Genomic DNA, 26,677 nt, shown 5'->3' on the forward strand with positions numbered 1-26,677 from the left:
CTATTGCGTTGGTTTCTGGTCAAGGTGTTTGGCAAAGACTTGGTGCCGGCGCGCAGAGGGCATGACGGTGCTGCGGCGCCTGCCAAATTCTACGTGTCGCAGTACGCACCGTTTGGGTTTGCGCAAATAGTGCGTCATGCGACTTCCATCAACGCCAAACATGTGGGGCGGCCAGGTGCCTGGCAAAAAAAAAGGGGCCGGTGGCCCCTGGATGCTGCCGGTGCGGGGGAATTAGTGCTTGAGCCCGCGCCAGCCGATGTCGCGCCGCAACTGCGCGCCGTTGAAGTGGATCTGGTCGACCGTTTCATAAGCCTGCTTCTGCGCCATCTTGATACTGTCGCCCAGGCCCACCACGCATAGCACGCGGCCACCGCTGGTCTGCAGCTTGCCGTCCACAATCTGGGTGCCGGCGTGGAAGGTGATGCTTTCCGGCGTTTCCGGCGGAATGCCGTCGATGACGTCGCCCTTGCGTGGGCTGTCCGGATAGCCGGCTGCCGCCATGACAACGCCCACGGCGGTCCGGCGGTCCCATTCCAGTTCCACCGCATCGAGCGTGCCGTTGCAGGCGTGTTCCATCACGGTCACCAGATCACTCTTGAGACGCGCCATGATCGGCTGCGTTTCCGGGTCGCCCATGCGGCAGTTGAATTCCAGCGTACGCGGGTTGCCCTTGTCGTCGATCATCAGGCCGGCGTACAAAAAGCCGGTGAACACGATCCCATCCTTGGCCATGCCGTTGACGGTCGGGTTGATGATCTCGCGCATCACGCGCGCATGCATGGCCGGGGTGACGATGGGGGCAGGGGAGTAGGCACCCATGCCGCCCGTGTTGGGGCCTTGGTCCTGGTCGCGCAGGCGCTTGTGATCCTGGCTGGTGGCCAGCGGCAGCACGTTCTTGCCGTCGCACATGACGATGAAGCTGGCTTCTTCGCCGGCCAAAAATTCCTCGATCACAATGCGGGCACCAGCATCGCCATAGCGGTTGTCTGCCAGCATGTGGTCCACCGCGCTGTGCGCCTCGTCCAGCGACATGGCCACCACCACGCCCTTGCCGGCAGCCAGGCCGTCAGCCTTGATGACAATCGGCGCGCCTTCCTGGTCGATGTAGGCATGGGCCAGTTCGGCATCGGTAAAGCTCTGGTACTTTGCCGTCGGAATATTGTGGCGCTGCATGAACGCCTTGGCGAAATCCTTGGAGCTCTCCAGCTGGGCGGCGTCACGCGTCGGGCCAAAGATCTTCAGGTTACGGCTGCGGAAAATATCGACGATGCCGGCTGCCAGCGGCACTTCCGGCCCCACTACCGTCAGACTGATGTTTTCAGCCTGCGCGAAGTCGGCCAGGGCGACCGGGTCGCTCATGTCCACATTGACCAGGCGAATGTCGCGCGCCGTGCCGCCATTGCCGGGGGCAACGTAGACCATTTGAATACGTTCCGATTGGGCCAGTTTCCAGGCCAGGGCATGTTCACGGCCACCAGAGCCGACTACCAGGATTTTCATAAAGTGCTCAGTCTTCGATCAGGGCGTTGGTATAGACTTCCTGTACATCGTCGAGGTTCTCGAGTGCATCGAGAATTTTTTGCATCTTGACGCCATCTTCGCCCGAGAACACAGTCTCGGTGGCCGGCTTCATGATAATTTCGGCCACTTCGGCCTTGAAGCCCGCCTTTTCCAGCGCATCCTTGACGGTGGCAAAGGCAAACGGGTCGCATACCACTTCAAAGCCGCCTTCTTCGTCGGCGATCACGTCGTCGGCGCCTGCTTCCAGCGCGCATTCCATCAGCTTGTCTTCGTCGGTGCCCGGTGCGAACAGGAACTGGCCGCAATGCTGGAACATGAAGGCGACCGAACCTTCGGTACCCATGTTGCCGCCATGCTTGTTGAAAGCGTGACGTACTTCCGCCACCGTGCGCACGCGGTTGTCGGTCATGCAGTCGACGATGATGGCGGCGCCGCCAATGCCGTAGCCTTCGTAACGCACCTCTTCATAGTTCACCCCTTCCAGGCCGCCCGAGCCGCGCTGGATGGCGCGGGTGACATTTTCTTTCGGCATGTTGGCATCGGCAGCCTTGTCTACCGCCAGGCGCAGGCGTGGGTTCGCGGCAATGTCAGCCCCGCCCATGCGCGCCGCGACGGTGATCTCCTTGATCAGGCGGGTCCAGATTTTGCCGCGTTTAGCGTCCGTTGCGGCCTTTTTGTGCTTGATATTGGCCCATTTGCTGTGTCCAGCCATGTCGAAAATTCCTTAGACGGTATGCAAGAGTGGCCGACATTTTACCATGGGGCCGGCCAAAAAATTGCGGCCCCAAGCTCGCCTTGCCGATTCGCTTTACAATCATGGCATGAGCAAAATGATCAGTGCCGGTTCCGTTCCCGCCCTCCCACGCCCGGCATTGATGACTGGCCTGACACTGGCCATCGGCGGCGCGGTGCTGTTTTCCGCCAAGGCCATCGTGGCCAAGCTGCTTTACCGCTACCAGGTCGATGCCGTCACCGTGGTCGCCTTCCGCATGCTGTTTTCGCTGCCCCTGTTTGCGGCCGTGGCCATCTGGAATATGCGCACCAAGGAGCCGCTCTCGACTGGCGACCGGTGGCGCCTGCTGTTTCTTGGACTGGTGGGATATTACCTGTCCAGCACCCTGGACTTCCTGGGCCTGCAATACATCAGCGTGGGACTGGAGCGGCTGCTGCTGTTCCTGACGCCGACCTTTGTCCTGCTGTTCAGCTCCATATTCCTCAAGCAGCGCATCAGTGGCCTGCAGTGGCTTGCGCTTGCCACCTCCTATTGCGGCATCGTGCTGGTGGTGGCGCATGACCTGCACAGCGGCATGCGCAACGTGGCGCTGGGGTCCATGCTGGTACTGGGTTCGGCGCTTGCCTACGCCGTCTATCTGATCCAGTCGGGCGAACTGGTGCGCCGCATCGGCGCAGTACGGCTGGTGTCGTATGCCATGTGCGTGGCCAGCGCGGCCTGCATTGCCCAGTTTCTCGTGCTGCGTCCCGTGTCGCTGCTGGTCCAGCCGGCGCCCGTGTACTGGCTGTCGCTGGCCAATGGGATCTTTTGTACCATTTTCCCGGTCTTTATGACCATGGTGGCCGTGCAGCGCATTGGCGCGGGCACCGCCTCCCAGGCCGGCATGATCGGCCCCGTCTCCACGCTGTTCCTGGGCGCGCTGGTGCTCGGCGAAGCGATTACCGTGATCCAGCTGGCCGGCACCGTGCTGGTCCTGGCTGGCATCTATTTGTTGTCGAGGAAGAAGTGACATGAAACCACGCATTGCCCTGATCGCGCACGACAAGAAAAAGGACGACATGATTACGCTGGCGGCCGAGTACCTGGATTTCCTCCAGGGCTGCACGCTGATTGCCACCGGCACCACGGGCGGGCGCCTGGCCAACGAGCTGGGCCTGACCGTGGACCGCAAGCAGTCCGGTCCCTTTGGCGGCGACCTGCAAATTGGTACCATGCTGGTGGAAGGCCACATCGATGCCGTCATTTTCCTGCGCGACCCCATGACGCCCCAGCCGCACGAGCCGGACATCAATGCACTGGTGCGCGCCTGCGACGTGCACGACGTGGCCTGTGCCACCAATATTTCAACGGCCCACATGCTGCTGTGCCACCTGAAGATGGCAGCGAAGAAAAAGGAACTGACATGATGGCAAAGGCAATACGGGTGCACCGCACCGGCGGCCCGGAAGTAATGGAACTGGTCGATGTCGACGTGGGCGCGCCGGGCCCGGGCGAGGCGCTGGTGCGCCACGCAGCCATCGGCGTGAACTTTATCGACTGCTATTTCCGCTCCGGCCTGTATCCCCAGCCCCTGCCGGGCGCCCTGGGCATGGAAGGCGCCGGTGTGGTGGAAGCGGTGGGCGCGGGCGTGACCCATGTGAAAGCGGGCGACCGCGTGGCCTATGCGGGCCGTCCCAACGGGGCGTATGCGGAGGCCCGCGTGATGCCGGCCGATATCCTGCTCAAGCTGCCGGACAGCATGTCGTTCGAGACGGGCGCGGCCATGATGCTGCAGGGACTGACCGTCCAGTACCTGTTTCGCCGCACTGCCCAGCTCAAGCGGGGCGACACCATCCTGTTTCATGCCGCCGCCGGCGGGGTGGGCCTGATTGCCTGCCAGTGGGCCAAGGCACTGGGCGTCAACATGATTGGCACTGTGGGTTCCGAAGAAAAGGCTGAACTGGCGCGCGCACACGGCTGCACCCATGTAATCAACTACAACACGGACAATTTCGTGGAGCGGGTCAGGGACATCACGGATGGCAAGATGGTCTCCGTCGTGTATGACTCCATTGGCAAGGATACCTTCACCGGTTCGCTCGATTGCCTGCAGCCACTGGGACTGATGGTCAGCTTCGGCAATGCGTCCGGGCCCGTGCCGGATTTTTCACTGGGCGAACTGTCCGCGCGCGGGTCGCTGTTCATTACCCGGCCCACGCTGTTTGCCTACGCCGCCAAACGGGCCGACCTGGAAGCCATGGCGGCCGACCTGTTCGAGGTCGTCTCCAGCGGCGCGGTCAAGATTGAGGTGCACCAGCGTTATCCGCTGGCCGATGTGGCGCGCGCGCATGCCGATCTGGAAGCGCGCCGGACCACCGGTTCGTCGGTGCTGCTGCCATGAGCGCGCCGGAAAAGAAAAACGGCGAACACGATGGTTCGCCGAAATTCGGACGCTTGCTGATCGTCCTGATCCTGTCGGTCCTGCTGGTGGTGGGGATCACCTTTGCCTCGCTGGCAATGGTGACCTGACCGGGTACTCAGTCTTCGCGCTTCAGTTCCACGGTGCGCGCCACCCCGCTCACGCCAGGGAAACCGGTAAAGGCGCTTTGCACCAGGGCCGGCATCACGACCGGCGTGGAGCGCTCGCGGCTGGTGTTATGGACCGTCACGTCAAACAGGCGGCGGCCGTCGTTGGCCGATTTGATGGCAAGCTGCAGCTCGCGCTTGTAATGGTGCTGGACACTGACCGTGTAGGCAGGGATGCCGGTCCAGAACGGATCATAAAACGGGCTGTACCAGCCGCCCCAGTAGCGCCGCCCGCCCCAGTAAGGACGGTAGAAAGGATGGCCGAAGCCAATGCGCGGATGATATTGCATCGGATACATCGGTTCAATCACGCGCACCGGGATATCGGTGGTCATGAAGCGCATGGCCACCTTCAGGTTGGGCGTGCTGCCGGACGCGGCTTCGCGAAAGCCCAGGCGTGCCAGTTCCTTGCGCACCAGCCCCTGATAGCTGCGCAATTCCAGCGTGTCTTCCTGGGCCTGGGGCGCGTCAAAGGCATAACTCTTGTCAGCCATGGCGGCGGGCCACTCGTGAAAGGTCGTGACATCGCTGCGGATGGTGGTGGCACAGCCACCGAGCAGGAGCGACAGCGACGCGGCTGCCGCCATAAACAGGCGTTTCATCATATTCTCCGTCTTCACTTCCACTAACCCAAGAGCCACTGTACGGCTCGTTGCCGCTGGTTCTCGAGCAATTTTACAGACTGTTACCCTCCGCACATGGACGAAACACGCAGAGCGGGCGCTGCACTGTTGCGGTATTGGTAAAATAGACGCCCATCCAACGTCACAGCAGAGTTTCCCATGCGCACAGACATCCCCCAGACCATCTACCGGAAAGATTACACGGCACCGGCCTATTGGGTTGACACTGTCGAGCTTGGTTTTGATCTCGATCCGGAGCGCACCATCGTGGCCAGCCGCCTGGTCATGACGCGCAATGCCGACAGCCCGGCGCGCGACATCGAACTGTACGGCGACAACCTGGAACTGGTGGCCCTGCGCATGAATGGCAAGGCGCTGGGCGAGCGCGACTATCGCATCGAGGCGGGCGTGCTATCCATTGCCAATGCGCCGGACAATGTGACGCTGGAAATTGAAACCATTACCTCGCCTGTCAAGAACACGACGCTCAACGGGCTGTACGTTTCCAACGGCAATTTCTTTACCCAGTGCGAAGCGGAAGGCTTCCGCGCCATCACCTATTTCCCTGACCGCCCCGACATCATGGCCCGCTACACCGTCATGCTGCGCGCCGACAAGGAGAAGTACCCGGTGCTGCTGTCGAACGGCAACCTGATTGAGGAAGGCGACCTGGGCGACGGGCGTCATTACGCCAAGTGGGAAGACCCGTTCAAGAAGCCTTCCTACCTGTTTGCGCTGGTGGCCGCGCGCCTGGTCTGCCAGGAAGAAACCTTCCGCCTGGCCGACGGCCGCGACGCCCTGCTGCAGGTGTGGGTGGAGGAGGGCAACCTCGACAAGACCGATTACGCCATGCAGTCGCTCAAGAACAGTATTCGCTGGGACGAAGAGCGCTTTGGGCTGGAACTGGACCTGGACCGCTTCATGATTGTTGCCGTGAGCGACTTCAACATGGGCGCGATGGAAAACAAGGGCTTGAACATTTTCAACACCAAGTTCGTGCTGGCCAATGCCCGCACGGCAACCGATGTCGACTATGCCGGCATCGAGGCGGTGGTGGGCCATGAATATTTTCACAACTGGACCGGCAACCGCGTCACCTGCCGCGACTGGTTCCAGCTGTCGCTCAAGGAAGGCTTGACCGTCTTTCGCGACCAGGAATTTTCGGCCGACATGATCGGTACCGAGAGCGGGCGCGCCGTGGGCCGCATCGAACAGGTACGCACCCTGCGCCAGGCCCAGTTTCCGGAAGATGCGGGTCCCATGGCCCATCCCGTGCGCCCCGACTCCTTTGTCGAGATCAACAATTTCTACACCGTGACGGTGTATGAAAAGGGCGCGGAAGTGGTGCGGATGTACCAGACCCTGCTGGGGCGCGACGGTTTCCGCAAGGGCATGGACCTGTACTTCGAGCGCCATGACGAGCAGGCCGTGGAGTGCGATGATTTCCGCGCCGCCATGGCCGACGCCAGCGGGCGCGACCTGACCCAGTTCGAGCGCTGGTACAGCCAGGCCGGCACGCCCGTGGTCCGCGCCAGGACGCGCTACGACCAGGATGCGCAGGCGTATGAACTGACCTTGTCGCAATCGTGCCCGCCCACGCCGGGCCAGGACCACAAGCTGCCCTTCCATATCCCGGTTGCCTTCGGCTTGCTGGGCGCGGACGGCCGCGACCTGCCCCTCACCATGGATGGCCAGGCGCTGGGCAAGACCACCGTGCTGGAACTGACCGAGGCGCAGCAGACGTTCCGCTTTACCGGCGTGCAGGACGCGCCCACGCCCTCGATCCTGCGCGATTTTTCCGCGCCCGTGGTGCTGGAATACGACTACAGCGACGAGCAGCTGTTGCACCTGTTTAGCCACGACAGCGATCCCGTCAACCGCTGGGAAGCGGGCCAGCGCCTGGCCATGAGCCGCCTGCTGAACCTGACGGCTGCCGTGGCCGACGGCGGCAAGCTGGCGCTGGACGACACCTTCATCGGCGCCATGCGCACCATTCTGGAAGACCAGTCCCTCGACGCCGGCTTTCGCGAGCAAGCCATCTTGCTGCCGTCGGAGAGCATGGTGGCCGACCAGATGGACATGGTCCATCCGCAGGCGATCCACCTGGCGCGCCAGTACATGCGCCGCACCATTGGCGAAGTGCTGCGCGAAAGCCTGCATGCCCAGTATCAGGCCAACCAGACCCCCGGCCCATACAGTCCGGATGCCATTTCGGCCGGCCGGCGCGGCCTGAAAAACCTGTGCCTGTCCTACCTTGCCACGGTGCAGGACGATGAAAGCCTGGCCCTGGCGCGCTTCCAGTACGATAATGCCGGCAACATGACGGACCGGATTGCGGCGCTGATCGCCCTGATCCACGCGCAAGCGGCAGGTGCCGATGAAGCACTGGAACATTTCTACCGCGAATTCGAGAGCGAAGCGCTGGTGATCGACAAGTGGTTCATGGTGCAGGGTGCGGCGCCCAACAATGGCGTGGAAGAAGTGCGGGCGCTGATGGGCCACAAGGCGTTCAACATGAAGAACCCGAACCGGGCGCGCAGCCTGATTTTTGCCTTCTGTAATAGCAACCCGGCCCGCTTCCATGCACCGGACGGCAGCGGCTACGCCTTCTGGGCCGAGCAAGTGATTGCGCTTGACGCCATCAACCCGCAGGTCGCCAGCCGCCTGGCGCGCTCCATGGACCGCTGGCGCCGCTACGCCCCGGCCTTGCAGGCGCACATGAAGCGTGCCCTGCAGCAGGTTGCCGGCATGAAAAAGCTGTCCAACGACGTGCGCGAAATCGTCACCAAGGCGCTGGCCAACTGAATGGCCGAGCCGGCAAAAGAATTTAAAACCAAGAAGGAAGTCCATGAAACGCGTCAGTCTTACGCAGCACCTGGTTGAAGAGCAACGCAACCACAATTCCATTCCCGCCGAACTGCGCCTGTTGATTGAAGTGGTCGCGCGCGCCTGCAAGACCATCAGCCATTCGGTGGGCAAGGGCGCCCTGGGCGACATTCTCGGCAGCGCCGATACCGAGAATATCCAGGGCGAAGTCCAGAAAAAACTGGACGTGATCTCCAACGAAATCCTGCTCGAAGCCAACGAGTGGGGCGGCCACCTGGCGGCCATGGCGTCGGAAGAAATGGAATCGATCCATCCCATTCCCAACCGCTATCCGATGGGCGAATACATGCTGCTGTTCGACCCGCTCGATGGCTCGTCCAATATTGACGTGAACGTCTCGATTGGCACCATCTTTTCCGTGCTCCGCGCGCCGGAAGGCATGGGCACGCCGACCGAACAGGATTTCATGCAGGCAGGCAGCATGCAGGTGGCGGCAGGTTACGCCGTGTACGGCCCGCAAACCATGCTGGTGCTCACCACCGGCAATGGCGTCAACTGCTTCACGCTGGACCGGGAAATGGGTTCGTGGGTGCTTACCCAGCGCAACATGCGCATTCCGGCCGAGACGCGCGAGTTCGCCATCAACATGTCCAATGCGCGCCACTGGCATGCGCCCGTGACCCGGTATGTCGATGAGATGCTGGCCGGCGACACTGGCCCGCGCGGCAAGAATTTCAATATGCGCTGGGTGGCGTCCATGGTGGCCGACGTGCACCGCATCCTCAACCGGGGCGGTATTTTCATGTATCCGGCCGACACGCGCGACACCTCCATGCCGGGCAAGCTGCGACTGATGTACGAAGCCAATCCCATGGCCATGATCGTCGAGCAGGCGGGCGGCGCCGCAACGGATGGGGTCCAACGCATCATGGATATTCCGCCGCAAAAACTGCATCAGCGTGTTCCCGTTTTCCTCGGCTCCAAGGCGGAAGTGGAGCGCGTGACGAGCTATCACACCGCCTGAAGCGCGCCTGAAGCGCCGTTTTTGGCGGAAAAAGCCAAAGTTTGCAGATTCGGACTAGCAACTGTACGCAATTTTTTGCTAGAATACGCGTCTTCGCCGATTTAGCTCAGTTGGTAGAGCAGTTCATTCGTAATGAAAAGGTCGCCAGTTCGATTCCGGCAATCGGCACCAGTACTTCGCATCAGGCACTTGCCTGATGCCTGGAAAACCCGCACCGCCACCAGCGCTGCGGGTTTTTTTGTGGTGCGCCCAGCATGGGCGCACTCCTGTGGGTGAAAGTCCCGCCGCGAGCTGACCACAGCGAGCGAAGTGAAGCGCAACTGCGGAAGAGTAATCGACCGTGGGGAGGAAGCGTGAATCGTAAATCATGAGCCGATGGACAAGAATCGCATAGAAGGCGCTGCCGAGCAGGGCGAGCGGGCCACAAACCGCGAAGCTCTTGTGGTCAAGGCGAGGCGGCGTAGATGCGGCGGCTGTGTGGTGAAGGAGTGCGGCCCTTACCTGGGGACGCCCTGCCTCACGTCTGAAAGGACGGCGGCATTGCCGTAGCAGGGTCTCAGCAGAGGTCATAGTAGTTGGTGGTAGCGCCGGGAAGGCTCGACCCCGCTAACGAAGGACCGAACGAGTAGGAGTGTTATCCGACATGTCGATGCGACAGGCAATGCGTCAGATGTCCGCGAAGGCGGGGCGGGAGGCCGTACGTCAGGGTGAAGCTCTGGCCGCAACTTCCAGCGACGAAGCTTGTTGCCCGCGACATGTGTCAGGAGACGCAGGATCAATGCTGCTGCGCGCAGCGTTGAGAAGAGAAAACCTGCTGCAGGCGTTCAAACGTGTGCGCGCCAACAAGGGCGCGGCCGGGGTGGATGGTCGGGATATCGACGAAACCTCTCGCTATCTGGCCGTGGCTTGGCCGGAGATACGTGAACAATTGCTGGCAGGGACGTACCGGCCTAGCCCGGTACGCAGGGTGACGATCCCCAAACCCGACGGTGGCGAGCGTGAGCTTGGCATCCCGACGGTGACGGATCGGCTGATCCAGCAGGCACTGCTCCAAGTGCTACAACCGATTCTTGATCCCACATTTAGCGAGCACAGCTACGGCTTCCGTCCGGGCCGGCGTGCGCAGGATGCGGTACTTGCCGCCAAAGCATATGTCCAATCGGGACGCAGGACCGTGGTGGATGTGGACCTGTCGAAGTTCTTTGACCGGGTCAACCATGACATCCTGATCGACCGCCTAAGGAAACGCATCGACGACACCGGAGTGATCCGTCTGGTTCGTGCCTATCTGAACAGCGGCATCATGGACCATGGCGTGGTGCAGGCGCGGCATGAGGGCACGCCACAAGGCGGCCCCCTGTCTCCACTGCTTGCCAACGTTCTGCTCGATGAAGTGGATAAAGAACTGGAACGACGCGGTCACTGCTTCGCACGCTACGCCGATGATGCGAACGTCTATGTTTGCAGTAAACGTGCTGGCGAGCGGGTGATGGCGCTGCTGCGCCGCCTCTATGACAAGTTGCACCTCGTGGTCAACGAAAGCAAGAGCGCGGTCGGCAGTGCTTTCGGTCGCAAGTTCCTCGGTTACAGCCTGTGGGTGGCACGTGGGAAAGTGGTCAAACTGAAGGTCGCTGAAAAGCCGCTGGCAACGTTCAAGCAGCGCATCCGTGAATTGACTGGACGCTCAGCGGGCCGCAGTATGGGCCAGATCGTCGAGAAGCTGCGTACCTACATGCTTGGCTGGAAGGGATACTTCAAGTTGGCGGAGACGCCCAAGATCTGGCGAGAACTCGATGAATGGCTGCGTCACAGGCTGCGAGCGATCCAGCTCAAGCACTGGAAACGCGGCAAGACCATGTATCGGGAGCTGATCCAGCTTGGAGCCGCGTCCCAAGTGGCGCGGACGGTGGCGGCAAATAGCCGTTGCTGGTGGCGCAATGCGGACCGGTTGTTGAAGACGGTCCTTACGATTGCCTACTTCGACCGGCTTGGCGTACCCCGCCTGTCCTGACCTCAACTATTCGAACCGCCCGGTGCGGACCCGCATGCCGGGTGGTGTGGCAGGGGAGCAGCCCTTCAGGGCTGCCCCCTATGCCGATCCCTCCATGACCCCATCGCGCCTCCCTTGGGGCCGCCATCGACTGAGTCGATCGACTTATTTCGCGGCAATTGCGATGCATTTATCGTCCAGCAGCAATCTATTCCCGCCTAAAAATTCGGCCTGGAAATGTTCCAAACGGTTCTCTGTCGAGCCTCCATTGCTCTGTTAGTCAGCGCACAGTGATCACTCTGCAATCGTTATATTTTTTGTATTCGCTGCATCGTTTCAGATGCATCACCCGCGCTGGTATATAAAAACTTTAGAGGATAGATCATGGATAACCAAAAATCGCAAACCGGTAATGGCAGCAACATCAACAAAGACGGCTCGGGCAGCAGCATGGGCAAGGACCTGAACAAGGATTCGGGCAATCACATGGGCGGCACCGGCGGCATGGGCGGCATGGGCGGCAACAAGAACGCCTCCGGTCTGGATTCCTCGAAGCAGTTCGATTCGAGCAAATCATCAGACTTCAACAAGTCCAGCGACCTGAACAAGGGCAACGACCAGCTTGGCGCTGCCAAGACCAATAATGCCTTCGACAGCAAGTCGATGGACTCCAACAAGTCGATGGACACGAACAAGTCGGCCGAGTTCCCGAAGGCTGGCATGCCAACGGCCCCGGCATCGGATTCGACCAAAGGTGCCGGCATGACCGCTGCCGACGCTCACAAATCGATCGACAAGGCCCTGGATGCCGCCCAGCCAATGGCAGACCGCCTGGCGTCGACCGCTCACAGCAGCGTGGACAAGGTATCGAGCGCCCTCACCGACGGCCGTGCCCGCATGGAAGACAAGACCAAGCAGCTGACGGAAGCCTATGAGCACTTCGCCGCTACCGGCCGCGAGTATGTGCGCAGCAGCCCGGCTACCTCGGTCCTGGTGGCCCTGGCCGCCGGCTACACGCTGTCCAAACTGCTCGGCCGCCGTTAATCGCCTGAGCTGCTCCGGCCGGCACCTGTGCCGGCCGGACGTTCCAAGAAATTTGCGTTAATGATCGCCTGCCCCGCTTTAGCGGCGCAGGCGATTGCGTACGCTGCATTCTCCTTTTCCCTACTAAGCTCGAGGTGTTAAATGGTTACACGCAAGAAATCCGGCCCATCCGACGAGGGCGCCGGCTCCATCCTCAGTACGGTGTCCGGTCCTTCCAATGCGCCGCCACCTGGCAAGCTGGGCGACATGAATCCGGTGTCGGAGCGCCTGCTCGAGAAAATGGTCGCCGGCGCCCAACTCGCCGGCGAAATGGAGTACAACGCCAACAAGGCGGCGGAGCATGGTGACGCTTCCCGCACGCCGCCGGTGGGCGATACGCGTGATCCATCCACCCATGCCATTACCGGCAGCACCGCCAGTGAAATCAATACCTCGCCCAAGGTCGGCGCCGGTGCGCCGCCGCCGGGCTTTAACCCCACCGTGGACCCGCTCGACCGCGTGCGCGTGGATGGCGAAGGCCAGCGCCTGACCACCAACCAGGGCGTGCCCGTGGCGGATAACCAGAATTCGCTCAAGGTTGGCCTGCGCGGCCCCACCGCCATGGAAGACTTTATCCTGCGCGAAAAGCTGACCCATTTTGACCACGAGCGCATTCCTGAACGCGTGGTGCACGCGCGCGGGTCTGCCGCCCACGGCTTTTTTGAAAGCTACAAGGATCTGTCTGCCTTGACCCGCGCCAGTATTTTTGCCGAGCCGGGCAAAAAGACACCGGTCTTTGTCAGGTTTTCGACCGTCGCCGGCGAGCGGGGTTCCGCAGATACCGTGCGCGATGTGCGCGGTTTTGCCGTCAAGTTTTATACCGATGAAGGCAACTGGGACCTGGTAGGCAATAACATTCCCGTGTTCTTCATCCAGGACGCCATCAAGTTCCCCGACCTGGTCCATGCCGTTAAGCCCGAGCCGCACCATGCCATGCCCCAGGCATCGAGCGCCCATGACACGTTCTGGGATTTCGTCTCGCTCATGCCGGAATCGACCCACATGCTGATGTGGCAAATGTCTGACCGCGCCATTCCGCGCAGCTACCGCACCATGCAGGGTTTCGGCGTGCATACCTTCCGCCTGGTCAATGCCGCGGGCGAATCGCGCTTTTGCAAATTTCACTGGACCCCGCTGCAGGGTACCCACTCCCTGGTGTGGGATGAAGCCGTCAAGATCATTGGTGCCGATGCCGACTACCACCGGCGCGACCTGTGGGAAGCGATCGAAGCAGGCGCCTTCCCGGAGTGGGAACTGTCAGTGCAGGTGTTTACTGAAGAGCAGGCCGATTCCTTCGAATTCGACGTGCTCGACTCGACCAAGCTGGTGCCGGAAGAGCTGGTGCCGCTCACCCCGATTGGCCGCATGGTCCTGAACCGCAACCCGGACAATTTCTTTGCCGAGACCGAGCAAGTCGCCTTCTGCACGGCCCACATCGTGCCCGGCATCGACTTCACCAACGACCCGCTGCTGCAGGGCCGCATCCACTCCTATCTCGACACCCAGCTGACGCGCCTTGGTGGCCCGAATTTCCACGAAATTCCCATCAACTCGCCCATTGCCCAGGTGCAGAACAATCAGCGCGACGGCTTCCACCGCCAGGCCATTCACCGCGGCCGCGTGAACTACGAGCCCAATTCGCTGGCGGGCGGCTCGCCGTTCCAGGCCGGGGCGGCTGGCTTCACCAGCTTCCCGGAGCGCATTGCCGAAGACAAGGTGCGCGGCAAGCCCGAGCTGTTTGCCGACCATTATTCGCAGGCGCGCCTGTTCTTCAAGAGCCAGACGCCGGTCGAGCAAAAGCACATTGCCAACGCCTTCCGCTTTGAGCTCACGCGCGTGCAGATTTCTGCCATCCGCGAGCGCGTGCTGTCCCTGCTGGTCAACGTTGATCCTGCGCTGGCCGCCGAAGTAGCAGATGGCCTGGGCATGGAAGTGCCGCCGGGCCAGCCCATGGCAACCACCTTGCCGCTGCCGGAGTACGAACCGTCGCCGGCCCTGTCCCTGATGGCCCGCCCTGGCGAAACCGGCATCAAGACGCGCAAGGTGGCGATCATGGTGGCCAATGGCGTGGACGGCGCCATGGTACGCACCATCTACAGCTCGCTGCTGGCCGATGGCGCGGTACCGCGCCTGATCGGCAGCAAGCTGGGCAAGGTTGCCGCCGACGATGGCAGCGTGCTGTTCGTGGAAATCACGCTGGAGGCCGCGCCATCGGCCTTGTGGGATGCGGTGGTGGTGCCGGACGGCGCTGACGCCATCAAGATGCTCGCGCGCGACGCGCATTCGCTTGAGTTCATGCGCGACCAGTATCGCCACTGCAAGCCGATCATGGTGGTGGGCGCAGGCGCGGCCCTGCTCAAGCAGGCCAGCGTGCCGCCAAAGCTGCCGGACGGCTCGGATGACCCGGCCCTGATCGGTACCGAGAAGGATGACCTGGACGCCGCCATCGATGCCTTCAAGACGGCGCTGGCGTCACACCGCAGCTTCGCGCGCGAAACCGATCCACCGATGGTGTAAGCACGTTGGCCAGGCAGTGCCTGGCACAACAAAAAAGGCCGGACCCCTGTGGGGAGTCCGGCCTTTTTTTTATATGGCGAAAGCTTACTTCTGCTTGCGGCGGCGCATCAGGCCCAGCAGGCCAAGACCCAGGCCGAGAGTCGCGATGGACGCCGGCTCAGGCACTTCCTCGATGACATCGGGAACCTTGGGCGTGGACAGCAGATTGCGCGAGAAGAAGGTCAGGTTGGAAAACTGACCCGTTTTGCCGCCATTATTGCGCATGTTCTGTGCCCAGATGCCATTCAAGGTTTGGCCCGCAAGGATGGTCTGGTCGTTGAACAGCCAGGCGCCGCTGCCGCCGCCCGTGTGCATGGCAAACACCAGGTCGAGTTTCAGGTCGTTGGCCGTGTCCTTGTTCGTGACCGTCCAGGTTCCCTTCAATCCCGTCGTATTGGTGAAGGTGAATATCAGATTATTGCTGAAGACTGAGGCGATGTCGGTACCAGTATTGCCGACCCTGGTCTCGAAGTCGGCAATATGGGACCATGCGCCGTCGCCGTATTCCTTGAAGGCGTGGGCGAAACCGGAGGAACCGGCACTGCCATGCGGATTGACGCCCGACGCGTACTTGAAGAAGTCGGCAGCTTCGGTATTGAGCGTGACATCCTTGACCGAGGCAGTGCCGACCGTGCCGGCGATGGCGGGAGCTGCAATCATGGCCGCTGCCACGATGACTGACTGAACAAACATTTTTCTCACAAAAGTTCCATTGTTGGTTTTAGGGGGGTGAGAAAAGATGCAAGGTCGGGGCAGAGCTTTTCGATAACACATTTTATCGAATTTGTCTGTGCGGTACAATTATTACAACGATAAATTTTAAAAATACAACAAAAATAGATCGGAGGCATGCCGTCACGCCAACGGCAGTGCCTCGTGTTTAACCCAGCAGGATTATTTAGTAAGGGATACCGGCGCCTGAGGGTGTGTTGTCTCGTTCCTGCCCCGGCCAAAGCGCGTGCGCAAGCCCTTGATCTTGTGCTCCAGATCATCGATGTAAGTGAAGACCGCCGGGACCACCAGCAGGCTGAGCAAGGTTGAAGTAATCAGACCGCCAATCACGGTGATGGCCATCGGCGAACGGAAACTGGGGTCCGCACCCCAGCCAAGGGCCAGCGGCATCATGCCGGCGCCCATGGCGATGGTGGTCATGACGATCGGGCGGCTGCGCTTATGACAGGCATCGACCAGCGCATCGAAGCGGTTCATGCCGGCGTTGCGAGCCAGGATGGCATAGTCGACCAAGAGAATCGAATTTTTGGTCACGATCCCCATCAGCATGATCAGGCCAATCATGGACGGCATCGACAAGGCCTTGCCGGTCAACAGCAGTGCCACGAAGGCGCCGCCAATGGACAGCGGCAGGGCGGCCAGGATGGTGATCGGCTGCATGAAGTCCTTGAACAGCAGCACCAGCACGCCATAGATGCACAGCACCCCGATCAGCATTGCCACGCCAAAGCTGGCAAACAGGGCCTGCATTTCCTGGGCATCTCCCAGTTCCGCGATCTGGACCGAGGCGGGCAGCGCTTGCATCGAGGGCAGGGCGCGCGCTTCGGCATTGACTTCACCGAGCGAGCGGCCCGACAGTTCCACGTCCAGGTACACATTTCGGCTGCGGTCAAGGCGGTCGATCTGGGCCGGACCGCTTTCCATGGTCACGCTGGCCACGTTGGCCAGCATGACCGGCCCGTTCTTGCCCGGCACCGTCAGGCGCTCGATGGCCGCCAGGTCGGCGCGCACGGCGTCGGGCAGCTTGACCCGGATCGGCACCTGGCGCTCCGACAGATTCAGCTTGGTCAGCGCCACGTCATAGTCGCCCGCCGTGGCCACCCGTACCGTCTCGCCGATCGAGGCAGCCGTCACGCCCAGATCGGCCGCTCTCGCAAAGTCGGGACGCACGATGATTTCAGGGCGCACCAGCGAGGCACTGGAGCTCACCCCGCCCACGCCTTCCAGAGTGCGCAGCTCGCGCTCGACCTTTTGCGCCGTCTGGCTCAGCGCCACCGGGTCTTCGCTGCGCAGCACCAGGCGCATCTTCACGCCGGTGTCCTGCGGACCGACGGCAAAGCGGGCGCCTGGAATTTGCTCAAGACTGGTACGGATGCGGCTTTCCACTTCATTGAGTGCCAGTTCACGGTCATTGCGGTGCTGGGTGGTCAGGGTCAACACGGCCCGCCGCGCCTCGGCTGCCGCGCCGGGCGCAAAGGCGTCGCCACTGGAGCCGCCACCGATCGAACTGAAGATGCTGGTCACGCCCGGGACCTTCATGGCCGCCACGCGCGCCATTTCAGCTGCCGCCCGCGTTTCCGCCAGGGTGGAGCCAGGTGGCAGTTCCAGCGTGATCATGGTCTGGGCCCGGTCGGCCGGCGGCACGAAGCCGGTCGGCAGCAGGCCCACCAGGGCAATGGAGCCGGCAAAGAAAGCTGCCGAGGCGATGGCGGTGATGCCGCGATGGCGCAGGCACCATTTCATGGCCGCGATATAGCGCTGCATGATCCAGCCATCCTTTTCTTCCACATGCGGCAGCGGCTTGAGGATATAGGCTGCCATCATGGGCGTGAGCAGGCGCGCCACCACCAGCGAGGCCAGGATTGCGATTACCGCAGTCCAGCCGAACTGCTTGAAGAACAGGCCCGGAATGCCACCCATGAAGGCGGTCGGCAGGAACACGGCCACCAGCGCAAAGGTAGTGGCAATGACGGCCATGCCGATTTCGTCGGCCGCCTCCATGGCCGCCTGCATCGGGGTTTTCCCCATGCGCAGGTGGCGCGAGATATTTTCGATTTCCACAATGGCGTCGTCCACCAGCACCCCCACCACCAGCGCCAGCGACAAAAGCGTCACGGTATTGAGGGTGTAGCCGAACCAGTACTGGCCCAGGAAGGCGGGAATCACCGACAGCGGCAGGGCGGCCGCGGCCACCAGGGTGGCGCGCCAGTCGCGCAGGAAGAAGAACACCACCAGCACCGCCAGCAGGGCGCCTTCATACAGCAGCTCCATGGAGCCGTTAAAGTTCTCGAGAACCGGCGCGGCATTGTCGATCACCTCCTTGAGCGCCACGTTCGGGTGGGCCGCCTGCAGCTCGGCGACGGCCGCGCGGGCGCCATCGGCCACCGCGATCTCGCTGGCACCCTTGGTGCGAAAGACCTCGAAGCCCACCACGCGCTTGCCATCATGCTCGGCGATCGAGCGCGGCTCGGCCACGGTATCGGTGACCGTGGCAATCTGGTCCAGCCGCACCCGGCGCCCGCCGGGCAGGGGAATGTCGAGCGCGGCCAGTTCGGCGGCCGTCTTGACGGTGGCGATGGTGCGCACCGACTGTTCGGCGCCGCTGATGTCGCCGCGCCCACCGGGCGCTTCGCGCTGGACATTGCGCAGCTGGCGCGACACATCGACTGCGGCCACCTGCAGCGCGGCCATGCGCTCGTCATCGAGTTCCACCCGGATTTCCCGCGTCACCCCGCCCACCCGCTTGACCGCGCCCACGCCCGGTACGCTCAGCAGGCGCTTGGCCACGTCATTGTCGACAAACCAGGACAGCTCCTGGTCGTCCATGGGCCGGCCTTGCGCGCTCGGCGCGGCCGATGCCGTAAACGTCATCACCACGCGCCCGGCGGTGGACGCCTTGGTGACCGTGGGGTCGCGCATTTCCGCCGGCAGGTCGGCCTTGATGCGGGCCACGGCGTCGCGCACATCATTGACCGCATCGGAGATGTTGCGCTCGAGGATAAACTCGACGGTGACGGTCGCCACGCCATCGAGAATCACCGTGTAGATGTGCTTGACGCCCTGGAGCGAGGCAACCGAATCTTCAATCTTGCGTGCCACTTCCGTTTCCAGCTGGGCCGGGGCGGCGCCTTCCAGCGCGGCCGTCACGGTCACGATGGGCAGTTCGATATCGGGAAAATCCTGCACGGCATTGGCGCGGTAGGCCAGCAGGCCTGCCAGCGTCAGCAGCGTAAACAGCATGATCGCCGGGATCGGATTCTTGATGGAGAGGGCGGAAAAATTCATGATGCTTACCTCGGCGCGGCGCCTGCGGGCGCCAGTTTTTCCGACCGTGCGGCGGCGCTGGCCGCCACATTGCGCACCAGGTCGCCCTCGTTGAGAAAGCCGGCCCCGCTCACCACCACCGTGGTGTTGGGCGCCAGGCCAGAGACAATCTCGATGCGCTCGCCCAGGCGGCGCCCGGTCTGCACCTTCAGCTGGCTCACCCGCTGGTCGGGATTGAGGCGGAACACATACGAGAAACCATCGCGCACCACCACCGACTGCTGCGGTACCGTCATGGCGTCGGACGTACCGAGCTCGAACTGGCCGCTGGCGAACATGCCGGCCTTGAACGGCGCATTCGCGCCAGCGCTGGCCGGCAGATCCACGTACACCAGCGCCGACCGGGTCTGGGGATCAATGGTCGGGGCGATCATGCGGACCTTGCCCGTCAGTTCGCTGCCATTGGCAGCCTTGACCACGGCAGTGGTGCCGGTGCGAATGCGCGCCAGTTCGGCCGCCGTGACCTCGGCGCGCCACTCCAGGCGGCCCTGGCGGATCATGCGAAACAGTTCCGTGCCCACGCCCACCACCGAGCCGACCGTGGCCTGGCGCGCAGAGATCACGCCGCTGTCCGGGGCCAGCACGCGCGTGTAAGACAGGCGCAGTTCCTGCGCCGCCAGCGCCGCCTTGGCCGACGCGATGCGTGCCCGCGCCGTCGTTTCGGCCGTCATGAACTGGCTGATCTGCTGGGCCGACAGTGCGCCCGAATTTTGCAGCGTGCGCGCACGCGCCGCATTCGCCGCCGCCTCGCTGGCATTGGCCTGGGCCTCCATCAGGGCTGCCTTGGCCTGAGCCACGTCGGCCTTGACGCTGTCGGACGCAAACACGGCCAGCACCTGGCCTTTGGTGACGGCGTCGCCCACATTCACACGTACCTCGGTCAGGCGCAGGCCGCCCGACTCGCTGCCGATGATGGCCTCCTGCCAGGCCACCACGTTGCCGTTGGCGGCCAGCTTGATGGGCAGCTGGGCCGGCGCGGCGCGGGTGCTGGTGACGGTCAGTGCCGCGCGCGGCGGGGCAGCCTTCTTGTCGTCGTCGGCGCGCGAGTTTGCCACCAGCAGCACGGCCGCGAGGATGGCCAGGGCCAGGGCTGCCAGTACCGCCATTTTGCTGAATCGATTTTTCATGTTGGTTTCCGATGCGGGAGGTTCGATATGGATGGCATGGCTTAGCGGGCAGGGGGCGGCCAGCCGCCGCCGGCGGCGCGGTACAGCGCCACCCAGGCGGCGTTGCGTTCGCGCTCCAGCGTGACGACCGTGTTTTCGGCCAGCAGGCGGGTGCGACGTGCGTCTTCCAGTTCCAGCAGGCTGCCAAGGCCATTCTTGTAGCGGTCTTCGGCGGCCACAAAGGCGGCGCGGTAGCCTTCCAGCGACACCTGGGCATCCTTGCTGCGCGCCGTACTGCTGTTCAGGTTGACGAGGGCGGTTTCGACCTCGGCCACCGCGCGCCGCGCCGTGGCGCGGTAGGCAATCACGGCCGCGTCGTAGCGCGCGCTGGCAGCTTGCGCGTTGGCGCGGCGCACACCGGCGTCAAAGATCGGCACCGACAGCGCCACCGGTCCGATGGTCCAGGTATCGGTCTGGATGTTTTCGCCACCGGTGCGGAAATTCCCCACGCCGATGGCGCCCGCCAGCGACAGGCGAGGATAGCGCTGCGCCAGCGCGCTGCCGACATCGGCGCTGGCGGCGGCCACTTCCTGCTCGGCTGCAAACACGTCCGGGCGCTGCGCCAGCAGTTGTGCCGGCACGGTGGTGATGGCAACCGGGCGCGCCGGCACCACGGCGGTGGCGGCGAGCCGCGTGCGCAGGGCCGGTTCTGCCATGCCGGACAGCGCCACCAGCGACTTGATGTCGATGTCGCACAGGGCGCGCTGCAAGGTGGCGCGGCTGCTGCCTTCAGCGGCACTGGCACGGGCCAGGGCCGCCGTGGCCGGGGCCTGGAAGCCGGCTTCGGCGGTCAGCTGGGTCAGGCGCGCGGTGTCGGCGCGCGAGGCGGCGTCCTGCAGCGCCACCGCCAGCAGCTGTTCGCAGCTGCGCAGGCTGTAGTAGAGTGAGGCCACTTCGGCCGCCACCGCCACCCGTGCTTCATGCCACTGGGCGCCGGCGCCTGCCAGGCGGGCCTGGGCGGCGCTGCGCTGCGCCCGGCGCGCGCCGAACAGGTCGATTTCCCAGCCCGATTGCAGCGCCACCTGGCTGGTGGTGCCGCCCGGGAGCTGGCTTTGCTGGTTGGCGCGGGTTACCCCGAGGCTGGCGTCGAGCGTGGGCAGGAGGGCCGCCGTGGCCGCGGTGCGCTGCGAGCGCGCCTGGGCAATCCGGCCGGCGGCGGCGGCGATGTCGGGGCTGGCTGCCTGGGCCTGGTCGATCAGCTGCACCAGCACCGGGTCGCCCCGTTCCCGCCACCAGCCGGCAAGTGCCGTCAGGCTGCCGCCATGCGGCAATGGGGCGTGCCACTGCTCCGGTGCCGGCAGCGCCACGCGCGCCGGCGGTGCCCCGGCGCAGGCGGCCAGGGTCAGCGCCAGGGCGGCGGCCAGTAAGGTAGACGCTCGCTTCATGCGGTTTTCTTTCGTGATGGGATGGGGCTGGCGGGCGGGCTGCGGCGGCGCTGCTCGGCCGCAACCAGCGCTTCGGCGTCGTCGACCAGGCGTGCCAGCCAGCTGTCAATGGCGGCCTCGCTGCCCAGCAGCTGGGGGCGGATCTGGTCAATGACGTCGCGCGCCACCATCAGATGGGTGGCCATGCCGACGATGGCAAAAGCCAGGCGCGACAGGTCGTCGTCATGCTCGGCCTGCAGGTGGCGTTCCAGCACCTGTACCAGGTCGGCGTAGGCTGGCTTGATGCCATTGTCGATTTCTTCTTCCCACAGGCCGGTCGGCTCGAGCATCTCCCGGTACCACATGCGCATGGCCAGCCGCGCCAGGTCGCCCTGCTTGAGCGGGGCGAGCAACTGCGCGTAGAACGCCGTGAGCGCTTCGCGCAGGGGCAGGGGCGCGGCCGGCGCCGTGTCGCGCCGGGGGCAGGGCGCCGGTTCCGTGAATGCGGCCCGGTACAGGCCGGCCTTGTCGCCAAAGTAGTAGCTGATGGAGGCGACATTGGTGCCGGCTGCCAGCGCGATTTCGCGGGTCGAGGTGCGGGCAAAGCCTTGTTCGGCAAACAGGCGCATGGCAGTCAGCAGCAGGCGTTCGCGTGACTGCACACCATCGGACCGGCTCTTGCGCGCCTCGTCGGCAGGGGAGGGTGGTTTTTCCATCCCGAGATTACAACATAAAAGTCAAACGTTTGATATAACTAAATCGCTTGTTTAGTTTAAATTCCTGAACGCAAGTCTGGTCATTTTTGTCGCGCTACCGCATGGGTGGGCGAAGGGGCATTTATCAATGTGACAAGCTGGAATGGCGCAGTGATCAACGGGGTAGCGGGAAGAGGGCCGAATAAAAGCAGCCGTTTGTTGTCGGCTGGCAACGCTACATTAGTGTAGTAGTTCTACTGTATTGCGGCGCAACATAAAAAGGCCTATATTGGCACTGTCTCCTCCAATACTTCTCTGAAGTTTGGATTACCGCCCGCCACCGCAAGGTTCGCGGGCGTTTTTTTTCGCCCCGGGGGCAGGTCCGACGTGGTCTGATTACTGGCGCGGGCCGCGCAGGGTGAGGGTGAACGTGCTGCCCTGGCCATACGCGCTCTCGAACGACAGCGTACCCCCGAGCAGGTTGGCCAGGTTCTGGCACAGGTACAGGCCCAGGCCCGCCCCTTCGGCATGGCGGGTGGAGGTGGAATCGAGTTGCGAAAAGGCCTGGAACAGCTTGTGCTGGTCTTCCACCTTGATGCCGGCCCCCGTGTCCTGCACGTGGAACTGGGTCAGCACCGACTGGCCTTCCAGCTTTTGTGCCAGCGACACCTTGATGGAACCACTGTCGGTGAACTTGATGGCATTGTTGATCAGGTTGATGATGATCTGGGTCAGCGCCCGCTTGTCAGAATCGACCACGATCGGTTCGGGCGGCATGTCCACCGTCAGCACCAGTGACTTTTGCGCAGCCAGCTGGCGCAGCGTGTCGGCCGTCTGGGCCACCAGGTCCTGGCACAGGATGCGCTCGACCGCCAGCGTTACCTTGCCCGCTTCTATCTTGGCCACATCGAGGATATCGTTGATCAGCGAGAGCAGGTGGCGCGCGCTGGTGCGGATGGTGGTGAGCTGCTTGTCCTGGTCGGGCGTGAGCGGGCCGGGCAGCTTCATGAGCAGCGCGCCGGTAAAGCCGATGATGGCGTTGAGCGGTGTGCGCAGCTCGTGCGACATGTTGGCGATAAAAGCCGACTTCATGCGGCTCGCCTCGGCCAGTTCCAGGTTCTTGTGCGCGATTTCGCGGTTGGTGTTTTCCAGCTCCGCGGCGTGGTGCGCCAGGCGCATGTTCAGTTCAATCACCTGGCGTTCGCGCGCCTGCAGTTCGCCATTGACCTGCACCGCCTGCTCGTAGGTGGAAATGAGCAGGTCCAGGATCTGCTGGCGTCCCGCATTGATGAAATGCTTTTGCTCGCCCAGGTACAGGGCAATGCCTTCGTCGGCCGGCGCTTCGCGCAGCTTGGTGTTGACCAGCATGTGCTGGATGCGGCTGAGCAGATACTCTTCCGAATACGGCTTGCGCACAAAATTGTCGGCCCCGCATTCTATGCCGCGGATGATGTCCTTGGGGTCGTTGAGGGCCGTGACGAGGATCACGGGAATGTCGCGCAGGGCGGGATCGGTCTTGATGGCGCTGCACAGTTCATAGCCATTCATTTCCGGCATGATAATGTCGGACAGGACCAGCTGCGGACGGTGTTCCCTGAGCAGTGCCAGCGCCAGGCGGCCATTGGTGGCCACCCGCACGCGGTAGGATTTCGACTGAATCAGGCGGCGCAGGCGCTCTGCCTGGGTGGGACTGTCTTCGACAATGAGGATTTCAAACTGCTCTGGCTGGAATTCGAAAGACGGATCCACGGCTTCTCCTGACGCCTTCATAGGTTAGATCTGACTATATCACGCATCCTCGCCCTGGAAAGCGTGCGCACGCCACGTGAGCACCAGGGTGTCGCGGTGGCCGTCGGGGCCAATCGGCTGGATCGGCGTGGACTCGTGGATCACGCGCGCATCATCGAGCAGCAGCAAGGTCCACGGTTCGGTCATCGTGAAGCGCTGGCCGCCCGGGCCATCGGCTTCGAACACACGCGTCTCGCCGCCCTTGATGTTGGTGCGGCCGACCAGCAGTACGGCCACGAAATCGACGCCGTCGCGGTGCGCGCCTTCCGGCGTGGGCCGGCCAATGCCTTCCAGGGTATCGATGCGGAACTGGTGCGCCTCCACATACCACGGCTGCGCGGCGCGCACCGAGGAACACACCTGGCCGAGGGCGCGCAGCAGCCTGGCCCACGCAGGATTGGCCACGGTGGCGGGGGCAATCGGCTCGAACAGGCGGTGCATGCCGCCGTGCAGGGCGTTGTACTCGATCGGCTGCCAGTGTGCACGGTGCGCTGTCTGCACCAGCTGCGCGCCATCGTCGATGAAGCACGCGTGGCGCCGGCGCCGGTAATTGCCGCCATCCTTGAGGTAGTTATCCTGGGCCAGCGCATCCCAGCTGGGAATCAGGGTATCGAGCTGGTCCAGGCTGCAGCCGGCCAGCGCCGCCACATCGCGGGCGGCGAGCAGGGCGTAGCCATGGATTTTGAGGGCGGCGGCCAGAGTGGGCAGGGGTGTGAAAGGTGGCGCGTAAGATGTCATTACGCAAGGGTAACATTTTTGCGGCGGTGCCGCGAGGTGGTCCATCGGCGCCCCTTCGGCGCTGCTTTCGGGTCCCCCGAATAACTCAGTCCAAATCGCAATAACCGCTCCCATTGCCATCGTCGAGCTGGGACAACATGCGATAGACCGAACCATCTTCCAGCTGAAGATCAATGCTTATGAGCAGGAAGTAGGGAACACTTCAATGCCCGGGGGCTGTGGCTTGCTCCAGCGGTGCAGCAGGCACCGCAGTGGGAACGGCAGTCCATACGATTTTTCCTGGGTGAACAGGCATTTTAAGCAAAGTGCCGTGTCTACATGCCGTTTTGCAAAACTGGGATAAGATGTTGCTTTTCGCCACGCGCGCCCGTGCCTGCTGGCCCTACAGACGATGTCCAGATTCCCGATTGCCACGCCGCTGCGCCTGCGCTTTACCGACCCGGTGGCCGAACAGGAATTCCTGCTCGACCATCGTCGCGACGCGGCCCGCGAGTTTCGCTGGGGCGTGCTGCTGGCCGCGCTGATGGCGCTGTTGTTCATGTGGCAGGACAACCAGATTTCCGTCTACGGCTACCGCGCCACCAATATCCGCACCTACCTGATCCTGCCCCTGTGTGGGGCGGTGTGGCTCGCGCTTGGCACGGCTGAGGCGTACCGTTTCGTCGAGTCGGTGGCGGGCGCCTTCCTGATCGTCTACAGCGTGCTGGTGGCCGCCATCTTGATAGTGTTCGAGCCGGGTTTTTACGGCTTGTCTGGCGCTGTCGCCGAGGGCAATTTCCTGATCATCTTGCTGGCCACCTTCACCATGGCCCACCTGCGCGTGGCCACGGCCGCCTGGACGGGGGCGGGCGTGCTGGCGGTCTACCTGGGCGCGAACTACTGGTATTCCAAGGCCGATTTCACGCTGTTCTTGTATGGGAATTTCTCGAACCTGGTGATGGCCTACCTGCTCGGCGCCACCGCCTGCACCATGCTCGAGCGCTTGCGCCGGCGCCAGTTCCTCAGCCGGCGCGACCTGGCCAGTGAAAAGGAGCGCTACAAAAATTTGCTGTTTGCCCTGGTGCCATCGCAGATCGCCGAGCGGATCGAACAGGGCGAACTGCCGGTGGCCGACACGCAGGCCGAGACGGCGATCCTGTATTCCAACTTTGCCGGCTTTTCCCAGCTGAGCGGGCTGGCGCCGCGTCCTCACCTGCAGCTGCTCAACGAGCTGTTTCATGAATTCGATGTCGCTGCCGAGCGCTACGGCGTGACCAAGGTCAAGACCATCGGCGACGGTTACCTGGCCGTGTGCGGTGCGCCGGTGCCGGAACTGCGCCGTACTGTGGCCATGGCCCGTTTCGGGCTGGAGATGGTGGCCATCACGCGCCGCACGGCAGCGCGCTTTAATCTGCCGATCAGCATCCGGGTGGGCATTCATACCGGCACCCTGATCGCCGGGGTGATCGGCAAGGACCGCTATAGCTTCGACATGGCGGGCGCGTCGGTCGACATGGCCAGCCGCATGGAAGCGAGCGCACCGGCGGACCGGGTGCAAGTGTCCGCAGCTGCCTGCGAGCGCTTGCAGGGGCAATTTGATGTCGAGCCGTGCGGGTCGGGCGCCTGTTTGCTGCGCGCCCCCCATGCCGGCCCTTAGCCTTTGTCGAGCAGAATGGTGTCACCTCTTGCCACCAGAACCGCGCCCAGAAATTGCTGGTTGCGTAGGTAGGACTGGACAAGCGCATCCATCCGATCAACCTCGACCGCAGCTGAAAACGCGAGCGGACAAAAGCATATCTCATCCTCAAGTAGCTGATTTCTGGATTCACTATGATGACCAGTACGGCCACGATCAGCGGGATCGACAGAAAACTGCCCCGAGGTTATCGCCATACCGAAATGGGGGCTTCTTAATGCAGGACCCTGAAGTACTCGGTAAAGAAGCGGGGGCAACCGTACAACGGAGCATA

At 63.0% G+C, this 26,677-nt stretch carries 20 protein-coding genes and 1 tRNA gene; 11 read left to right on the forward strand and 10 right to left on the reverse strand.

What is annotated here, in order from left to right:
* Nucleotides 1-231: 231 nt before the first annotated feature.
* A complete protein-coding gene (purD, locus tag KY495_RS13365) occupies nt 232-1,500 on the reverse strand; it encodes a phosphoribosylamine--glycine ligase (RefSeq protein ID WP_219879913.1) in 1,269 nt (422 codons plus the stop codon).
* Nucleotides 1,501-1,507: 7 nt separating this feature from the next.
* Nucleotides 1,508-2,233 (reverse strand): YebC/PmpR family DNA-binding transcriptional regulator, encoded by a 726-nt coding sequence (locus KY495_RS13370; protein ID WP_219879914.1) that lies wholly within the window; start codon nt 2,231-2,233, stop codon nt 1,508-1,510.
* Nucleotides 2,234-2,342: 109 nt separating this feature from the next.
* Here KY495_RS13370 and KY495_RS13375 point away from each other — a divergent pair, with 109 nt between their 5' ends.
* From KY495_RS13375 to KY495_RS24230, 4 genes are read left to right on the forward strand one after another with little or no spacing between them, the layout of a single operon-like run.
* Nucleotides 2,343-3,263, forward strand: a complete 921-nt coding sequence (locus tag KY495_RS13375; protein ID WP_219879915.1) for a DMT family transporter — start codon at nt 2,343-2,345, stop codon at nt 3,261-3,263.
* A 1-nt stretch (nt 3,264) separates the two neighbouring features.
* Nucleotides 3,265-3,660 carry a methylglyoxal synthase gene (locus tag KY495_RS13380; RefSeq protein ID WP_219879916.1) on the forward strand — a complete coding sequence of 132 codons (396 nt, stop codon included), beginning with the start codon at nt 3,265-3,267 and terminating at the stop codon, nt 3,658-3,660.
* A complete protein-coding gene (locus tag KY495_RS13385; protein ID WP_219884239.1) occupies nt 3,660-4,634 on the forward strand; it encodes a quinone oxidoreductase in 975 nt (324 codons plus the stop codon). Before KY495_RS13380 ends, KY495_RS13385 begins: the two co-directional genes overlap by 1 nt.
* Entirely contained in the window at nt 4,631-4,762 is a 132-nt protein-coding gene (locus tag KY495_RS24230; protein ID WP_267876156.1) for a hypothetical protein, read from the forward strand. Before KY495_RS13385 ends, KY495_RS24230 begins: the two co-directional genes overlap by 4 nt.
* A gap of 8 nt (nt 4,763-4,770) precedes the next feature.
* Here KY495_RS24230 and KY495_RS13390 read toward each other — a convergent pair whose 3' ends face one another.
* Nucleotides 4,771-5,421: a DUF4136 domain-containing protein gene (locus KY495_RS13390; RefSeq protein WP_219879917.1), complete on the reverse strand. Its 651-nt coding sequence runs from the start codon at nt 5,419-5,421 to the stop codon at nt 4,771-4,773.
* Between the two features lie 180 nt (nt 5,422-5,601).
* Between KY495_RS13390 and pepN the strand changes: the two genes are divergently transcribed.
* The 6 genes from pepN (at nt 5,602) to KY495_RS13420 (ending at nt 14,882) form a co-directional block, all read left to right on the forward strand.
* A complete protein-coding gene (gene pepN / locus KY495_RS13395; RefSeq protein WP_219879918.1) occupies nt 5,602-8,247 on the forward strand; it encodes an aminopeptidase N in 2,646 nt (881 codons plus the stop codon).
* Between the two features lie 43 nt (nt 8,248-8,290).
* Nucleotides 8,291-9,292, forward strand: coding sequence for a class 1 fructose-bisphosphatase (locus KY495_RS13400; protein WP_219879919.1), 1,002 nt, complete (start codon nt 8,291-8,293; stop codon nt 9,290-9,292).
* 95 nt (nt 9,293-9,387) lie between these two features.
* Nucleotides 9,388-9,463: transfer RNA gene (locus tag KY495_RS13405), tRNA-Thr, on the forward strand.
* Between the two features lie 472 nt (nt 9,464-9,935).
* Entirely contained in the window at nt 9,936-11,303 is a 1,368-nt protein-coding gene (gene ltrA / locus KY495_RS13410; RefSeq protein WP_219879920.1) for a group II intron reverse transcriptase/maturase, read from the forward strand.
* 363 nt (nt 11,304-11,666) lie between these two features.
* The gene (locus KY495_RS13415) at nt 11,667-12,326 is read left to right on the forward strand and encodes a YqjD family protein (protein WP_219879921.1); all 660 of its coding nucleotides are present in this window, start codon (nt 11,667-11,669) and stop codon (nt 12,324-12,326) included.
* Nucleotides 12,327-12,467: 141 nt separating this feature from the next.
* Nucleotides 12,468-14,882: a catalase gene (locus tag KY495_RS13420; protein ID WP_219879922.1), complete on the forward strand. Its 2,415-nt coding sequence runs from the start codon at nt 12,468-12,470 to the stop codon at nt 14,880-14,882.
* Between the two features lie 84 nt (nt 14,883-14,966).
* On the opposite strand, the gene KY495_RS13425 is transcribed toward KY495_RS13420, so the two are convergent.
* The 7 genes from KY495_RS13425 to KY495_RS13455 form a co-directional block, all read right to left on the reverse strand.
* On the reverse strand, nt 14,967-15,614 hold the full coding sequence (locus KY495_RS13425; RefSeq protein ID WP_219879923.1) for a PEP-CTERM sorting domain-containing protein: 648 nt from the start codon (nt 15,612-15,614) through the stop codon (nt 14,967-14,969).
* Between the two features lie 201 nt (nt 15,615-15,815).
* Nucleotides 15,816-18,938, reverse strand: a complete 3,123-nt coding sequence (locus KY495_RS13430; RefSeq protein WP_219879924.1) for an efflux RND transporter permease subunit — start codon at nt 18,936-18,938, stop codon at nt 15,816-15,818.
* 5 nt (nt 18,939-18,943) lie between these two features.
* Nucleotides 18,944-20,104, reverse strand: a complete 1,161-nt coding sequence (locus KY495_RS13435) for an efflux RND transporter periplasmic adaptor subunit (protein WP_219879925.1) — start codon at nt 20,102-20,104, stop codon at nt 18,944-18,946.
* A 41-nt stretch (nt 20,105-20,145) separates the two neighbouring features.
* Nucleotides 20,146-21,528, reverse strand: a complete 1,383-nt coding sequence (locus KY495_RS13440; protein WP_219879926.1) for an efflux transporter outer membrane subunit — start codon at nt 21,526-21,528, stop codon at nt 20,146-20,148.
* Nucleotides 21,525-22,223 (reverse strand): CerR family C-terminal domain-containing protein, encoded by a 699-nt coding sequence (locus KY495_RS13445; protein WP_219879927.1) that lies wholly within the window; start codon nt 22,221-22,223, stop codon nt 21,525-21,527. The genes KY495_RS13440 and KY495_RS13445 overlap by 4 nt, the downstream gene beginning before the upstream one ends.
* Before the next feature lie 375 nt (nt 22,224-22,598).
* Nucleotides 22,599-23,951, reverse strand: coding sequence for a hybrid sensor histidine kinase/response regulator (locus KY495_RS13450; protein WP_219879928.1), 1,353 nt, complete (start codon nt 23,949-23,951; stop codon nt 22,599-22,601).
* Nucleotides 23,952-23,990: 39 nt separating this feature from the next.
* Nucleotides 23,991-24,728: a 2OG-Fe dioxygenase family protein gene (locus tag KY495_RS13455; protein ID WP_219879929.1), complete on the reverse strand. Its 738-nt coding sequence runs from the start codon at nt 24,726-24,728 to the stop codon at nt 23,991-23,993.
* A 391-nt stretch (nt 24,729-25,119) separates the two neighbouring features.
* On the opposite strand from KY495_RS13455, the gene KY495_RS13460 reads away from it, so the two are divergent.
* Nucleotides 25,120-26,364, forward strand: a complete 1,245-nt coding sequence (locus tag KY495_RS13460) for an adenylate/guanylate cyclase domain-containing protein (protein ID WP_219879930.1) — start codon at nt 25,120-25,122, stop codon at nt 26,362-26,364.
* The last annotated feature ends 313 nt before the right edge of the window (nt 26,365-26,677 follow it).

The organism is Massilia sp. PAMC28688, assembly GCF_019443445.1.
GTDB lineage: Bacteria > Pseudomonadota > Gammaproteobacteria > Burkholderiales > Burkholderiaceae_D > Telluria_A.

What these genes read in the sequence shown, in the direction of transcription:
- purD (WP_219879913.1), bottom strand. Translation starts at nt 1,500, where the DNA reads ATGAAAATCCTGGTAGTCGGCTCTGGTGGCCGTGAACATGCCCTGGCC.
- KY495_RS13370 (WP_219879914.1), bottom strand. Translation starts at nt 2,233, where the DNA reads ATGGCTGGACACAGCAAATGGGCCAATATCAAGCACAAAAAGGCCGCA.
- KY495_RS13375 (WP_219879915.1), top strand. Translation starts at nt 2,343, where the DNA reads ATGAGCAAAATGATCAGTGCCGGTTCCGTTCCCGCCCTCCCACGCCCG.
- KY495_RS13380 (WP_219879916.1), top strand. Translation starts at nt 3,265, where the DNA reads ATGAAACCACGCATTGCCCTGATCGCGCACGACAAGAAAAAGGACGAC.
- KY495_RS13385 (WP_219884239.1), top strand. Translation starts at nt 3,660, where the DNA reads ATGGCAAAGGCAATACGGGTGCACCGCACCGGCGGCCCGGAAGTAATG.
- KY495_RS24230 (WP_267876156.1), top strand. Translation starts at nt 4,631, where the DNA reads ATGAGCGCGCCGGAAAAGAAAAACGGCGAACACGATGGTTCGCCGAAA.
- KY495_RS13390 (WP_219879917.1), bottom strand. Translation starts at nt 5,421, where the DNA reads ATGAAACGCCTGTTTATGGCGGCAGCCGCGTCGCTGTCGCTCCTGCTC.
- pepN (WP_219879918.1), top strand. Translation starts at nt 5,602, where the DNA reads ATGCGCACAGACATCCCCCAGACCATCTACCGGAAAGATTACACGGCA.
- KY495_RS13400 (WP_219879919.1), top strand. Translation starts at nt 8,291, where the DNA reads ATGAAACGCGTCAGTCTTACGCAGCACCTGGTTGAAGAGCAACGCAAC.
- ltrA (WP_219879920.1), top strand. Translation starts at nt 9,936, where the DNA reads ATGTCGATGCGACAGGCAATGCGTCAGATGTCCGCGAAGGCGGGGCGG.
- KY495_RS13415 (WP_219879921.1), top strand. Translation starts at nt 11,667, where the DNA reads ATGGATAACCAAAAATCGCAAACCGGTAATGGCAGCAACATCAACAAA.
- KY495_RS13420 (WP_219879922.1), top strand. Translation starts at nt 12,468, where the DNA reads ATGGTTACACGCAAGAAATCCGGCCCATCCGACGAGGGCGCCGGCTCC.
- KY495_RS13425 (WP_219879923.1), bottom strand. Translation starts at nt 15,614, where the DNA reads ATGTTTGTTCAGTCAGTCATCGTGGCAGCGGCCATGATTGCAGCTCCC.
- KY495_RS13430 (WP_219879924.1), bottom strand. Translation starts at nt 18,938, where the DNA reads ATGAATTTTTCCGCCCTCTCCATCAAGAATCCGATCCCGGCGATCATG.
- KY495_RS13435 (WP_219879925.1), bottom strand. Translation starts at nt 20,104, where the DNA reads ATGAAAAATCGATTCAGCAAAATGGCGGTACTGGCAGCCCTGGCCCTG.
- KY495_RS13440 (WP_219879926.1), bottom strand. Translation starts at nt 21,528, where the DNA reads ATGAAGCGAGCGTCTACCTTACTGGCCGCCGCCCTGGCGCTGACCCTG.
- KY495_RS13445 (WP_219879927.1), bottom strand. Translation starts at nt 22,223, where the DNA reads ATGGAAAAACCACCCTCCCCTGCCGACGAGGCGCGCAAGAGCCGGTCC.
- KY495_RS13455 (WP_219879929.1), bottom strand. Translation starts at nt 24,728, where the DNA reads ATGACATCTTACGCGCCACCTTTCACACCCCTGCCCACTCTGGCCGCC.
- KY495_RS13460 (WP_219879930.1), top strand. Translation starts at nt 25,120, where the DNA reads ATGTCCAGATTCCCGATTGCCACGCCGCTGCGCCTGCGCTTTACCGAC.